The sequence below is a fragment of the Psychrobacillus sp. FSL H8-0483 genome, from assembly GCF_038637725.1.
Classification (GTDB): domain Bacteria; phylum Bacillota; class Bacilli; order Bacillales_A; family Planococcaceae; genus Psychrobacillus.
In genome coordinates, this window is sequence record NZ_CP152052.1 from 3,740,778 (window position 1) to 3,754,603 (window position 13,826).

The 13,826-nt window shown below is 36.2% G+C and carries 13 protein-coding genes and 1 pseudogene; 9 read left to right on the plus strand and 5 right to left on the minus strand.

Going from position 1 to position 13,826, the window contains the following annotated elements:
• Nucleotides 1-51: 51 nt before the first annotated feature.
• Both murB and MHB48_RS18270 read right to left on the minus strand, forming a co-directional pair.
• A complete protein-coding gene (murB, locus tag MHB48_RS18265; RefSeq protein ID WP_342599277.1) occupies nucleotides 52-969 on the minus strand; it encodes a UDP-N-acetylmuramate dehydrogenase in 918 nt (305 codons plus the stop codon).
• Between the two features lie 268 nt (nucleotides 970-1,237).
• A complete protein-coding gene (locus MHB48_RS18270; protein WP_340924063.1) occupies nucleotides 1,238-1,543 on the minus strand; it encodes a winged helix-turn-helix transcriptional regulator in 306 nt (101 codons plus the stop codon).
• 223 nt (nucleotides 1,544-1,766) lie between these two features.
• Here MHB48_RS18270 and MHB48_RS18275 point away from each other — a divergent pair, with 223 nt between their 5' ends.
• The 6 genes and pseudogenes from MHB48_RS18275 (at nucleotide 1,767) to MHB48_RS18300 (ending at nucleotide 7,659) form a co-directional block, all read left to right on the plus strand.
• Nucleotides 1,767-2,294, plus strand: coding sequence for a YceI family protein (locus MHB48_RS18275; RefSeq protein WP_342599278.1), 528 nt, complete (start codon nucleotides 1,767-1,769; stop codon nucleotides 2,292-2,294).
• A gap of 192 nt (nucleotides 2,295-2,486) precedes the next feature.
• On the plus strand, nucleotides 2,487-3,674 hold the full coding sequence (locus MHB48_RS18280) for a hypothetical protein (RefSeq protein WP_342599279.1): 1,188 nt from the start codon (nucleotides 2,487-2,489) through the stop codon (nucleotides 3,672-3,674).
• Between the two features lie 194 nt (nucleotides 3,675-3,868).
• Nucleotides 3,869-4,006, plus strand: a pseudogene (locus MHB48_RS18285) (Zn-dependent hydrolase); the annotation flags it as partial.
• A 105-nt stretch (nucleotides 4,007-4,111) separates the two neighbouring features.
• Nucleotides 4,112-5,287: an amidohydrolase gene (locus tag MHB48_RS18290; protein ID WP_342599280.1), complete on the plus strand. Its 1,176-nt coding sequence runs from the start codon at nucleotides 4,112-4,114 to the stop codon at nucleotides 5,285-5,287.
• Nucleotides 5,288-5,456: 169 nt separating this feature from the next.
• On the plus strand, nucleotides 5,457-5,753 hold the full coding sequence (locus MHB48_RS18295; protein ID WP_342599281.1) for a hypothetical protein: 297 nt from the start codon (nucleotides 5,457-5,459) through the stop codon (nucleotides 5,751-5,753).
• A 184-nt stretch (nucleotides 5,754-5,937) separates the two neighbouring features.
• Nucleotides 5,938-7,659, plus strand: a complete 1,722-nt coding sequence (locus MHB48_RS18300) for an ABC transporter ATP-binding protein (RefSeq protein WP_342599282.1) — start codon at nucleotides 5,938-5,940, stop codon at nucleotides 7,657-7,659.
• 79 nt (nucleotides 7,660-7,738) lie between these two features.
• Here the strand turns inward: MHB48_RS18300 and MHB48_RS18305 are convergent, their stop codons facing one another.
• Nucleotides 7,739-8,611, minus strand: a complete 873-nt coding sequence (locus tag MHB48_RS18305; protein WP_342599283.1) for a YitT family protein — start codon at nucleotides 8,609-8,611, stop codon at nucleotides 7,739-7,741.
• Nucleotides 8,612-8,785: 174 nt separating this feature from the next.
• On the opposite strand from MHB48_RS18305, the gene MHB48_RS18310 reads away from it, so the two are divergent.
• Nucleotides 8,786-9,100, plus strand: coding sequence for a hypothetical protein (locus tag MHB48_RS18310; RefSeq protein ID WP_342599284.1), 315 nt, complete (start codon nucleotides 8,786-8,788; stop codon nucleotides 9,098-9,100).
• 88 nt (nucleotides 9,101-9,188) lie between these two features.
• On the opposite strand, the gene MHB48_RS18315 is transcribed toward MHB48_RS18310, so the two are convergent.
• Nucleotides 9,189-11,153: a methyl-accepting chemotaxis protein gene (locus MHB48_RS18315; protein ID WP_342599285.1), complete on the minus strand. Its 1,965-nt coding sequence runs from the start codon at nucleotides 11,151-11,153 to the stop codon at nucleotides 9,189-9,191.
• A gap of 779 nt (nucleotides 11,154-11,932) precedes the next feature.
• Here MHB48_RS18315 and MHB48_RS18320 point away from each other — a divergent pair.
• Nucleotides 11,933-13,222 (plus strand): helix-turn-helix transcriptional regulator, encoded by a 1,290-nt coding sequence (locus MHB48_RS18320; protein WP_342599286.1) that lies wholly within the window; start codon nucleotides 11,933-11,935, stop codon nucleotides 13,220-13,222.
• Nucleotides 13,219-13,350: a hypothetical protein gene (locus tag MHB48_RS18325; RefSeq protein WP_342599287.1), complete on the plus strand. Its 132-nt coding sequence runs from the start codon at nucleotides 13,219-13,221 to the stop codon at nucleotides 13,348-13,350. The genes MHB48_RS18320 and MHB48_RS18325 overlap by 4 nt, the downstream gene beginning before the upstream one ends.
• Before the next feature lie 69 nt (nucleotides 13,351-13,419).
• On the opposite strand, the gene MHB48_RS18330 is transcribed toward MHB48_RS18325, so the two are convergent.
• Nucleotides 13,420-13,734 (minus strand): DUF4288 domain-containing protein, encoded by a 315-nt coding sequence (locus MHB48_RS18330; RefSeq protein WP_342599288.1) that lies wholly within the window; start codon nucleotides 13,732-13,734, stop codon nucleotides 13,420-13,422.
• Nucleotides 13,735-13,826 lie beyond the last annotated feature (92 nt).

Here is a 13,826-nt window from a genome sequence, read left to right on the forward strand (position 1 = left end):
GCATAAAAAAAAAGACCTCCGAATATATATATTCAGAAGTCCACTTGTATATTATTCTTTGTTCTCGCCAACAATTTTCACTTCTAGTTCTAGATCAATATCGAAGTTTTCTTTAACCGTTTTTTTAACCATTTCAATGGTACTGATATAATCAGTAGCAGTAGCATTGTTTTTATTGATAATAAAACCTGCATGCTTCGTCGAAACTTCTGCTCCACCAAAGCCTTTTCCTTGTAAGCCGCTATCTTGAATCAGTTTGCCAGCAAAATAACCCGGTGGTCGTTTAAATACACTACCTGCAGAAGGATATTCTAGCGGTTGCTTGGATTCTCGTTGGAATGTTAAGTCTGCAACTTTAGCATCAATTTCTTCTTGCTTACCTTTTTGAAGCTCAAACTCAGCAGACAATACATAGTAACCTTTTTTTGTAATGATACTTTTTCGGTAACCAAGCTCTAACTCTTCTTTTGAAAGAATGAGCTTTTCACCACTTTGTGTAAGCACAGTACATTGCAGAATGACATCTTGCACTTCTCCACCGTATGCTCCAGCATTCATTGCCATAGCACCACCGACAGATCCAGGAATACCACAAGCAAATTCTAAACCTGATAGCGTTTCCTTCGCTACTGCTCTCGAAACGTCGATAATATCGGATCCACTTTCAGCGATTACTCTATTTCCTACTATCTTAATTTTATTCAACTTTTCTAAGCAAAGAACAATACCACGAACACCACCATCTCGAACGACCATATTAGAGCCATTCCCAAGTAGTAATAAAGGAATTTTATTTTCATACGCATATTGAACAACGAATGCTACTTGCTCTTCTGTTTCCGGTGTGACAAATAAATCTGCAATTCCACCCATGCGTGTCATTGTATGCAAGTGTAGTGCTTCATCTATTTTTACATTCTGAGGATCTAACTGTGTAATTAAATCTTGAAACCATTTTTGTATACTCAAAAGAAGACAATCCTTTCTCAATCAAATACGCCTTGACGTATTTACGCCCTGATTTTGTATCGTGCTGGCACGATTTACTCCCCTACAAAATCTGTGGCATTCGCCGGAGGCTTTAAGCTTATTCAGCGGGCGGCTGTACACTACATTGTATTCTGCGGATCATGATCCTTCCTCACCCCACTTGTAGAAATGGGAGACTGCTGAATAAGATTAACCTTACACCCTTACATAGTATGCTTTCTCCCACCTAAATTTTCAAGTGAAATTATTACAACCATTCTTTAGACCAAGATTCAATTTCACCAACTACATCTTTTAGCGCAAGACCTTTGTCAGTTAAGTTATATTCGACCCGTACCGGGACCTCTGAAAAGACGGTTCTTTCTACTATACCTTCTTTTTCAAGCTCTTTTAAACGTTCAGAAAGTAATCGACCACTAATAGGAAGTGAAGACTCAATTTCATTAAATCGTTTTGCTCCTTCTATTAATTGATAAACAATCAATGCTGTCCATCTTTTCCCAAGTAATTCCATCGCCTTCGATAAACGTGGACATAATAACGTTTCCTTCATCTGATTCACCTCTATTTGTCACGATTATACTCCTTATTTTTTTTTTTGTAAAATGAAAGTAATTAAATTACTTGACGTAAGCATACTATTATTCTATAGTAACTTACATAAAGTAACTATAAGATTCAAATGAAACGTTTTTATTTTGAAATAAAACATCTTGATTTCAAAATAATTATGTTTTATACTAAAAAAAACAAAACATCACAAGGAGGAAATTAAAATGACAAAATTTAATCTTGACGCTGCACATTCTAGTATCGACTTTTCTGTGAAACACATGATGGTTTCAAAAGTAAAAGGTTCTTTCACAAACTTTACCGCTGAACTAGAAGGTAACGCAGAAGACTTAAACGGGGCAACAATTAGCTTTGACATCGATGTAAAATCTATTAATACAAACAACGAAGATCGTGACAACCACTTACGTTCTGGAGATTTCTTTGATGCAGAAAGCTTCCCAAGCATCAAATTTGTTGCTACAGACATCAAAAAAACAGATGATGGCGAATACGATGTAACTGGTGACATCACAATCAAAGACGTTACTAAATCAGTTACTTTCGAAGCTGAATACGGTGGTAAAGGTACAAACCCATGGGGCCAAGAAGTGGTAGCATTCTCTGCTGACACTAAAATCAACCGTAAAGACTTCGGTTTAGTTTGGAACCAAGCACTTGAAACTGGCGGTGTTCTTGTTGGTGAAGACATCAAAATCTCTGTTGAACTTGAATTAAACCCAGCTCAATAATCAATATATTTCTGAAGCTACCCTAGATACAGGGTAGCTTTTTTTGCGTTTTAGAAAATGAATCAAATTCTTTTTAATAAGAAAACACTTACATTTCCAATTAAAATAATTAATTATTCAGAAATATATTACATACTTCATATCCGTGTTATTATATTGACAATTCTTTATTGTCAGAAAGGAAAGATTATTATGTCTCAAATGCTCGCTTTAGTTATCGTTATTGCTATTTTATTCATCGGAGATCTTGTTTCTACTCGTACGAAGGCTTGGATTCCTTCTGTTTTTATATCCGCTATTCTTTTCCTTATTGGATACTGGACTTTCTTTCCACAAGATATTGTATCAACTGCAGGGGTTCCACCAGTTGTAGCTACAATGATGATTTACTTACTCATTACAAATATGGGTACATTGCTTTCTTTACAACAATTAAAAGAACAATGGAAAACAATCCTAATTTCCCTTGCCGGAATTTTAGGAATTATCGCCGCTCTATTTGGAATTGGAACATTTTTATTTGGCGTTGAAACAGTGATTGTGGCTATACCACCTTTAGTTGGAGGAATTGTATCTGCCCTTATTATGTCGGAAGGTGCTGCTAATGCGGGGCTGACTACTCTATCTGTTTTTGCGATCGTGATTTATGTAATGCAAGGATTTGCTGGCTATCCATTAACATCTATTGCACTGAAAAAAGAAGGCAAAATGCTTCTTTCAAAGTTTCGCAAAGGGGAATTAGCTGCAACAGGACAAGCGTCCACTTCTTCTGATGAACCGGAAGAAGAGCTGAAAATGTTCCGTAAAATGCCTAAACAATACAATACGGAATACTTTAAATTTTTCCGTCTTGCTCTTGTAGGCTTCCTTGCTTATCTTGTTTCTACATTATTGGCACCAATCGTAACAGTTAGTCCTTATGTACTTTGTTTATTGTTTGGTATTATTGCGCAAAGCGTCGGCTTTTTGGAGCGCCATGTATTACAAAAAGCAAATGGCTTTGGACTATGTGTAATGGTTTTAATGCTATTCGTATTTGATGGACTAAAAACTGCTACACCGTCTATGATCCTTGAAATTATTTATCCACTAATCGGAACAATTGTATTAGGGGTTATCGGAATGTATATCTTCTCCTTCATCATTGGAAAGGTGCTAAAAGTAAGCAAAAATATGGCTTTCGCAATCTCTTTAACTGCATTATATGGCTTCCCAGCAGACTATATTATTACAAATGAAGTGATTAACTCGTTAACGCAAGATGAAAAGGAACGAAAAGCATTGACGGAACATATGCTTGCTCCAATGCTTGTAGGTGGATTCATCAGCGTAACAATCGTTTCTGTTATTCTCGCAGGTATATTCGTAGGATTCTTATAAGAATACAATACCGTTGATTTCCGTTACAGGCGGACGCTTTCCGCGGGCGGTCCGTGAGCCTCCTCGTCGCTTCGCTCCTGCGGGGTCTCACCTGGACGCGCTTTTCCCGTTGGAGTCGCCGCCCTCCACTTCAATCAACAGAATGAGTGAAATTCAACAGTAAATTATAATCTAGCAATAATGGGAGTGATAGTATGTATGCCAATCAACAAAGGATCGAACAGCATATTGAACTATTAAGTAGATTTACAGCTACCCCTGGTGTCGGTGTAACAAGACTTACTTATTCGAAAGAAGATTTGGGTGCTCGGAATTACATCAAAGATCAGATGCTAGCTTAGTCATTGCCCCGAAGAATGGTCGGATCCAAGCCATCTCGTGAACGGTGCGAATATTTTGTTTCAAACAGTTTTACAATTAACGGAGGGAAATGAATCATGATTAACCAAAAAATAAAAGAATCCATTACAACTAATAGTGAAGAGTTAACTGCTTTACGTCGTAAACTGCATAGTGAACCTGAGTTATCGTTTGAAGAATTCAAAACGACTGCATTTATCTGTGAGTACCTAGACAATCTTGGCATTCCTTACCGTAAAACAGAGCCTACTGGAGTAATCGCTGAAATTCAAGCAGTTCCAGGCGGAAAAACAGTTGCACTACGAGCAGATATGGACGCACTTCCAATTCAACAACTTAACAAACATGTAGCATATGCTTCTAAATTTGAAGGAAAAATGCATGCTTGTGGACATGATGCACATACTTCTATGTTGTTAATAGCAGCGAAGGCTTTGAATGACATAAAAGATCAGCTTCCAGGAAATGTACGTTTCTTGTTCCAACCGGCGGAAGAAGCTGCTGCTGGAGCAAAAGCAATCGTTGCTCAAGGTGCGATGGACGGGGTAGATAATGTATTTGGTATTCATATTTGGTCACAAATGCCAACAAATAAAGTCGCCTGCTCACCAGGACCATCTTTTGCTGCTGCCGATATTATCAAAGTGAAGTTCAAAGGTAAAGGTGGACATGCAGCGATGCCGGAAGCTTGTGTCGACGCTGCAATTGTTGCTTCTTCATTTGTTATGAATGTCCAAACGGTTGTCTCTAGAACAATTGACCCACAAAGCCCTGCTGTTCTTACTATCGGAAAAATGGTTGTCGGAACAAGATTTAATGTGATCGCTGAAAATGCGGAAGTCGAAGGAACAGTTCGTACATTCCATCCAGAAACGAGAGATCATATCGAGAAAAGCCTTACGCAGTATGCGGAAAGTGTTGCTGCAATTTATGGCGCTACTGCAGAAGTCGAATATATTCGTGGAACAGATACAGTAGTGAATGAGGAAGAAAGTGCAAAACTCGTTCAACAAGTTGCTGCTGAAGCATTTGGTCCAGAAGTGGTATTTGATGAAAAACCAACAATGGGTGCTGAAGACTTCTCTGCTTACTTAACGAAAGCACCAGGCAGTTTTGCGCTTGTAGGAAGTGGGAATCCTGCAAAAGGTACAGAATGGGCTCATCATCATGGGAACTTCGATATTGACGAAGATGCTCTTGTTACTGGGGCAGAACTTTATGCGCAGTATGCTTGGGCTTATTTAAATAAATAATTTGCTTTAGGGGCTATCGCATTGTAGGTAAATCACCTTCGATGAGATAGCTTTTTTTACTATTGCTTTTCCAATTAATTCTTTCTGTTTTTTCCGATTAGTTTAGTTTTTCGAAACTATTTTATGTTACTTTCGTATATACTAAGTGAAATAGGATGGAGGGAAATTAATGGAAGATTTGATTGTACTAGGGATTGGATTTGTAGCGGTTGTAATGATTTTTTCTATACCACTTACTGCAATATGGACAACGCATTTAAGAAAGTCACAAAAAGCACGAGCACAAATTGTAAAGGATGAAATAGAGTTAGAAAAACTCAAATACGATAATTTTTTACTAGAAACAGAAAAGATGCGCATCGAACTCCAGCAAAAACAAACAAGCTTACTGGAGACAAGCTCGGACCCAATAATTTTAGACTTACAAAAGCGTGCGCAAGCTGAAACAAAAACTATATCTTTTTAAACAATCGTGCAGAGTTTATTCCGCACGATTTGTTTTTTGAGAATAATATTCGGAGTGGGTCTCGTATGGAGATGGATTGCTCTCGTAACAACAGATTCAGATTGTAATTCCTCTTCACAGTCGCCATTTTCCTATTATATCCATTACAATAGAAATAACTTACATAACAAAATGGGAGTTTACTATGCAAACATCTACCAAAGGATTTTTCCAATTACTCAAGAGTCTTCGCTGGCCAGTCAAAATTACTATATTTGCCGTTGTTCTTTCTCTCTTAAGCACTGTTATCGGGTTAATTGTACCTCTCGTGACAAAAGACTTAGTTGATACACTTACATCTGCTGCTTTTAATTGGAAAATGATTATCGTCTTACTCGCAGTATTTCTATTACAGGCTATTTTCGGTGGATTTTCCTATTATTTATTGTCCTATATAGGTGAACATATTGTTGCAGATTTACGTAAGAAGCTTTGGAGTAAAGTACTTCATCTACCTGTCCCCTACTATGATCAAAATGAAAGCGGCGAAACAATGAGCCGCATTACACAAGACACTACGACGTTAAAATCACTCATTACAGACCATTTAGTAAATTTTGTTTCCGGAATAATTACGATCATTGGGTCCGTCATGATATTATTTTTTATTGATTGGAAAATGACGTTGATCATGCTTATAAGCGTTCCACTTAGTGTAGCGATTATGATTCCACTCGGCACAATGATGCATAAGGTATCGAAATCGACACAAAAAGAAATGGCTTCTTTTTCAGGGCTTCTTGGACGAGTGTTATCTGAAATTCGTCTAGTTAAATCTTACCGAGCAGAGAAAACAGAAACTGCTAGCGGAAATGAAGCTATCCAAAACTTGTATCGTTTTGGATTGAAGGAAGCGAAAATACAAGCTTTCATCTCCCCTTTCATGACACTTATCATGATGACGATTTTAGTTGTCATTTTGGGCTATGGTGGATTACAAGTATCCAAAGGAATCTTGTCCGCCGGTGATTTAGTTGCGATCATTTTTTATTTAGTGCAAATTATTGTTCCTTTTGCCCAAATGGCCACGTTTTTTACCTCTTTCCAAAAAGCCGTGGGTGCTACGGAAAGAATTCAAGAAATATTTTATATGGAGAGTGAAGCAGTTGAGCTAGAAGCAAAACAACCATTAGCGGATGGTGTAGTGGCTTTTGAAGATGTTCACTTTTCGTATGGTCCTGATAAACAAGTAATTGATGGGATTTCATTTGAAGCTCGGCCAGGAACTGTCACCGCATTTGTCGGCCCAAGCGGTGGTGGGAAAACAACCATTTTTTCTTTGCTGGAACGGTTTTATGAGCCAGATTCAGGAACAATTTTGTTTAATCAAACACCTATCACCGATCTATCATTACGTGCATGGCGTTCTAAAATTGGCTACGTTTCACAGGAGAGCCCTTTAATGAGCGGTACCATTTTATCAAATATGACATACGGAATGTCAGACATTCCTCCAATGGAGAAAATCATTGAAGCAGCTGAAGCAGCAAATGCTGAGGCGTTTATCGAAGAACTCCCTGACAAATACGATACGCTTGTTGGAGAACGTGGCATCAAACTATCTGGTGGTCAGCGCCAACGAATTGCCATAGCTCGAGCACTTTTGCATAATCCAAAAATATTATTATTGGACGAAGCTACCTCCAACTTAGACAGTGGCTCGGAGACTTCCGTGCAAGAAGCCTTAGAACGGCTTATGAAAGGCCGCACAACGTTAATTATTGCGCATAGGCTCGCAACGATTGTTCATGCCAACCGAATATTTTTCCTTGAGCAAGGTAAAATCACAGGAGCCGGCACACATGAAGAACTTATTACACATCACGAGCTTTATAAAGAATTCACACAGGGGCAAGGGTTGTCTTGAATGAATTGAAAACACCTCTCACTGACGTATAAAGTAACGACATGGAGAGGTGTTTATTTCATGCTTGTCCAATAGCGTATTATTTTACTTCCTTTTCATCAAATCTTGCTTTTGAAAATCCTCGTCCAAGTATTTCAGATGCATTTAAGAAAATGACAAAAGAAGCAGGCTCTTTTTCTAATAAAAGCTTCTTGAAGTACACAGCTTCAGATTGTTCCACTACACATAAAATCATAGTTTTTTCTTGATTGGAATAACCACCAAGCGTCTTAATCTTCGTCAAGCCCCTATTTATCTCATGCTTAATAATGGATTGGATTTCTTCTTCTTTATCGGTAATAATCAGCACTAATTTCGTAGGTGATGTTTGTAGTTGAACAAAATCGATTACTTTACTTGTTACATAGATGGAAATCATCGCATACAGTGCTAACTCAAAGTCAAATACTAGAGCTGACGTGATTACTACTAGCCCGTCTACAAGCAGTTGTGAAAAGCCACTCGAAATCCCAGTGAATTTCTTTAGTATTTGAGCGATTAAAGCAGTGCCTCCTGTTGACCCATTTCCTCGATAAACAATTCCAAGACCTACTCCTAACATAATTCCTCCATAAATAGCACTTAATAAAGGATTATCAATAGGTAGATGGATACCGGTTGTTAACCAAATAACCAATGGAACAAACGTTGTGCCGACAAGTGTTTTCCAGCTAAAATCTTTCCCAACTATTAGAACTCCTAAGATAAGCAAAGGAATATTAATCAGCCATTGTACATATGCAGGGTTAAATTGAAAAAGCTCGTATAAAATGGTGCTTATCCCTGAAACTCCTCCAGCTGCAAGTCTAGCTGGCAAAAGAAACATATTGTATGCAAGCCCGACAAGTGCTGCTCCCAACATGATTTGCATATATTCAATGATTACTTTTTTTTTTTGATTTTTCTTGATCATGTAACTTATACTCCCTCTTTGGTCTTAATCCTTACTCATTCTAACAAAAAAGTGGACGTAATAACATAGTATTTGCATCTACAGCCATTTCCATCAAATGATATTATGACACTAAAAGAATCGGGAAATACAAAGCGCTTATCAAACTACAATAACAAATAGGAGGTAATGTATATGAAAAGAAAAATGAAAGTATTTAATGTGACATTAGCTTTCGGTACGATAGCTTTAATTTCGATTATTTGTAATATAGTTTGGATTGAATATGCAAATCTACTACTCAGGTTAAATCCCATTTTAGAAATGCTATTTGGGAATAGATTCGACTTCATGGTCGACAACGGTTTGCAACGTCAAGAAACAGGTAGTTTTATCGAACATTACAATGAATGGGCATATTGTATTCATTTTGTGAGTTATGTATTAGTTGGAAGCATAATAGACTTAGTTAAAAATAAGTTTTCTTTCAGAAAAGTTTGGAATATATAAACCGCCCCTAATTATTCTACTTACTAGGAGCGGCTTTTTTATACGCATAGAATCGTAAAGTAACTTTGTTATGTCACTGTACTACGCTTTAATATTTAAATTGACTTATAAGATTTTTTAACTCATCTGCCATATGTGAAAGTGCTTGAGCAGATGCATTAATCTCTTCCATAGAGGCTAATTGCTCCTCTGTAGACGCTGCAACTTCTTCAGATGTAGCGGCATTTCCTTTAGCTGAAAAGGCCAAATCCTCTGTACTTGCTGTGATCTCTTGCACACTAGCCGACATCTGTTCTGATGTGGCAGAAACTTCCTCCATTTGAGGAGTAATTTCTTTCATACTTGTCATAATCACATTAAACTTGGCGATCGCTTCATCTGATACTTGTAAGCCGTTAAGTACATCCTCTGTAACTTTAGCCATAATGAGCACAGATTGCTCTGTATCCGCTTGAATTCCATGAATTAGGTCAAAAATTTGTTTGGCTGATTGTTGCGATTGCTCTGCCAGTTTTCGTACTTCATCAGCTACAACAGCAAAACCTTTCCCATGTTCTCCAGCTCTTGCCGCCTCGATTGCAGCATTTAGAGAGAGTAAATTCGTTTGCTCAGCAATGCCTGTAATGACATCTAAAATAGACGTTATTTGTTGCGAACGTTCATGTAACGTTTGGATTTTCGTGTTAGATTCTGTAACAGACATGTGTATAGAATTCATTTGATCTTTTGTATCCTGTACTGCTTTCCCACCCTCTACTGCTTGCTTAGTAGCATGCTGGGAGAGATCGGTTACAGTGGAAGAACTTTCTGCAATATGAAGAATTGCTTTTGAAAGGTCATTTAACGCTTCTGCATTCTTGTCCGCATTAATTGTTTGAGTGTCTGCACTACTAGAAACTTCTTGTATTGCAATAGCCACCTGCTCGGTTGCCATACTAGTTTGATCCGCATTTGCAGTTAACTCTTCTGCTGAAGAAGCAACTTGTTCTGCATTTATTTCTACTTTGTGAATAAGTGTTCGAAGACTATCCTGCATGTCATTGAACGCTTGCCCCAATTGCCCAATCTCATCGTTAGATGTAATCACCACTTTTTCAGTTAAATCGCCTTTACTAATCGTAACCGCGCTTTCTTTTAAATTATGAATCGGTTTAGTAATCCCTTTTATGACAAAATGAACTGCTATAGCGCTAACTACAATAGCAATAGCTAAGACAATTAAAGTGGTAAATAAAATTGGCTCGGCAGCTTTATCTATTTCCTCCGAAAAGATTGTTCCTGTAATCTTCCAGCCCGTTAATTTATTCGTTGTAAAAAATAATATTCGTTTATCACCCATATATTCATAATCATAAGTACCAGTTTCTTTCTCGTACATTTTATCAATGAAACTCTCTTTCACTTCCTCTCCACCTTTTAAAGTAGGATGTGAAATAACCTTTTTGTTTTCATCGAAAAGAGAGGGGTATCCATCCACGCCAATACTAATAGACTCTGATACTTTTTGTAAGTCTGTCAACTTAATATCTACTGCTACAACTCCAGAACGATCCTTTAACTGCTTGGAAACGGTAACAACCATTTCTTCCGTTCCTTGATCTATATATGGCTCTGTTATAAAGGCCTCCCCTTGAAGCTCAACAGCTCCTTTATACCAATTTCTTTCTTGAGGATCATAGTTTGGGGTTACTGGTAATTTCGGTTCCTGAATAAATTCACCGTTCGTTGTTCCAACATAAATACTCAATACATGTGGATGTAACTTCATGTATTGAGTAAAAGATGACTTTAGAGACGCTTCACCTTGTCCATACATCGAAGAATTAATCCTCTCACTAAAAACACCCATATCGTTAATTTTTTCACTGATGGTTTTGTCTATGATTGCATTTAATCCTTTAACACTCTCGTTGGCACTAAAAAGAATTTCCTTCTCTATTGAATCTCTAGCTGATGAATATGACAATGCCCCAACTAAAACCACTGGGATTAGCAATATGAGTGCAAATGAAATATACAACTTCCTTTTTAAACTTCCAAATAAAATTTTCATACAACAGTACTCCTTTTCCTAAATAGGGATTTATAACATAGCTCCTGCTATTGATATTAGAAACCCTCTGCTTTTATCGGTCGAAATCCCTCAATTCTAACCCTATTATTTAATTATTTTTAATGAATACCCTTACATGAATTACACAGAAAAATAGCTTTTTTCACTCTATTTTGTTTGACGAGAAACTACCAAACCTATTTGACTCGTTTCAGTAGTAAAGTGAAACTTAATCAGTGGGGATTTTCTTCATCCCCCTAACTTCTTAGCCTTCTGTAAAATTTTGAGGTAGAGGCATTACTGTTCTCCGTTTCTTTATCAATCGATACTACCTTTTTTCTCGCTGTTTCCACTGACACTTTATTAAAAGGAAAATTAATAGGATAACCAATATTAATCAAAACCATATAGCTCATTAATTTGCTTTTTTCATGGTAGATGGTGGCTATGTGAAATAATAGCCACAGTTGTTTCTATCCTTTTAAAAAAAACGCCAGTACTCTCTATTTCTTTTGAGTACATCTAGTGTTTTAGTCTATTGACTTGGTTCATTGGAACTTTTTACTAACTTCCTGGCTTTTCGTTAGTTATTTTTGTTACAATAGTTTAATAACTTACACTTAAGAAAGTAATCATTAGATTTAGGTGATTTTATAGTCTTTTCTATTTTTACTTTCCTATTAATTAATTTATCTGACTTTCGAATAATTTTGTGATATTATTAATAGTAAGTTCGATTCATTTTCCTTTTTAGGTCTTTTGGGGAGGTATGTAATGAGGTGAAACTTGGGCAGCTGATTAAATTAGAGCGACAAAGACAGAATATGAAGCAAGAGTATTTAGCTTCTGGTATTTGCGTTCCTTCTTACTTAAGTAGAATTGAAAATGGTTTAGTCACACCAAGTGAAGATATTCAGCAGCATATTCTTATGCGGTTAAATATCCCATTGGATTCATTACAGAGTGATGAAAACCCGGAAAAATCACTACCATTTAAACCACTCTTTAAAACGGTAATAAACTCTCGAGATAAACAAAAAGCAAATAAGCTTCTTCAGGATATTCACTTTTATATAGTTGAACATCCACTTGAACCTGAGCGACTTACACTTCTTTTAATGGAAACAAGATTGATGCTTATGCTGCCTGAACATACCGTCGAAATCCAAACTAATGTGGCTATATTAGAAGAGTTTAAAAAAGAAATGGATACCGAACAGTTATTTTACCTGTATACAATACAAGGTATAATAGCATATCAGAACAATCAATTTCGGCAAGCATCAGAGATTTTCTCACAAGTGTTTACATTAATTAAAAGCTACCGTATGGAAGACTGGGAGATGGCAGAGCTTTATTACATATCAAGCTTAACTCTTTTGTCTGAATCACGATACATACTCGCAATTGATTATGTAAAGTCTGCCCTATCCTATTTTAATCAAGAAATATTAATAGAACGCTCCATTGAATGTTTGGTTATTTTAGGTATTGCTCAAAAAGATACTGGGGTATTAAAAGAAGCATTAGCTACTTATGAAAAGGCAAAAGAAATAAGTTCTAAGATAGAGTCTTCTAAATTTAATGGAATGATTGAGCATAATTTAGGGACATGTCATTCCCTTTTAGGAAATCAAAAACAAGCATTACTTCACTTTCAAAGTAGCTTAGATGCAAAGTCTAAACCAAACGACAGTATAGTCACTATTTTATCCATAGTGAAGGAGTATCATAAAATTATTGATATTAAAAATGCGAAAATTTGGTTGGAAAAAGGGCATGAACTATTAGATCTTTTAACTGAAAATAATAGAACCTTTTATTATAATCATTTTGCGGTATACAGAGCAATTCTATTTGAGGAAAAGAATTTTATCTTGATTTTCAAAAAATCTTTGGAGTATTTTGAGAGTAAACAAGAGTATAAATATTGCTCTATTTATTGCTATGTTTTAGCGAAAAAACTAGCCAATGATAAGCAATATAAACAAGCTACTATTTATTATGAATTAGGATTTAATTATCAATTAAAACAATTAAAAGTATCGAGATGGGAGGAATTATTATGAAGAAAATATTAATAGGTATAGTTTGTTGTATAGGGTTATTATTAGCAACTACTGTAAATGGAGTAGACTTTGCATATAATGATAAACCAGAGATTACTTTTGCTAAACCAAGTTATAACGTTAATTAAGTTAAATACTTTTTTTATCAACAAAAGGGTACAAGATTCAATAACTGAATCTTGTACCCTTTCGTAATTTCAGTAACCTCTATCAGAGTAAAACTCTTCATCCATTTTGATGTGATTGCTATATACTTCTACAAATTCTAAGGATTCTTCTATGCTATCTACCAACTCAAAAATATCTAAAACCATCACTAGCTTTACATTAGTTTTTTCCCCATCAGCATTTGTATATGTCACTTCTTTGAAATGTTCTTTTACCAATCCTTCGACAACTTCTATATTAGTAGCTCGAACGATATTAATCGTTTCCTCAAATGTTTTATGAGGAATAGACTCTGGTGAAGAAATATGTTCAAATAAAAGTTTTACCGAATACGTATTCTCCATTATGATCACTCCTATTCCCTCCATTTCCTATCTCTATTATTCTTTATTTACATGGAAAAAGCCACATCTTTAAGTTGAGAAAGTATCCGTCG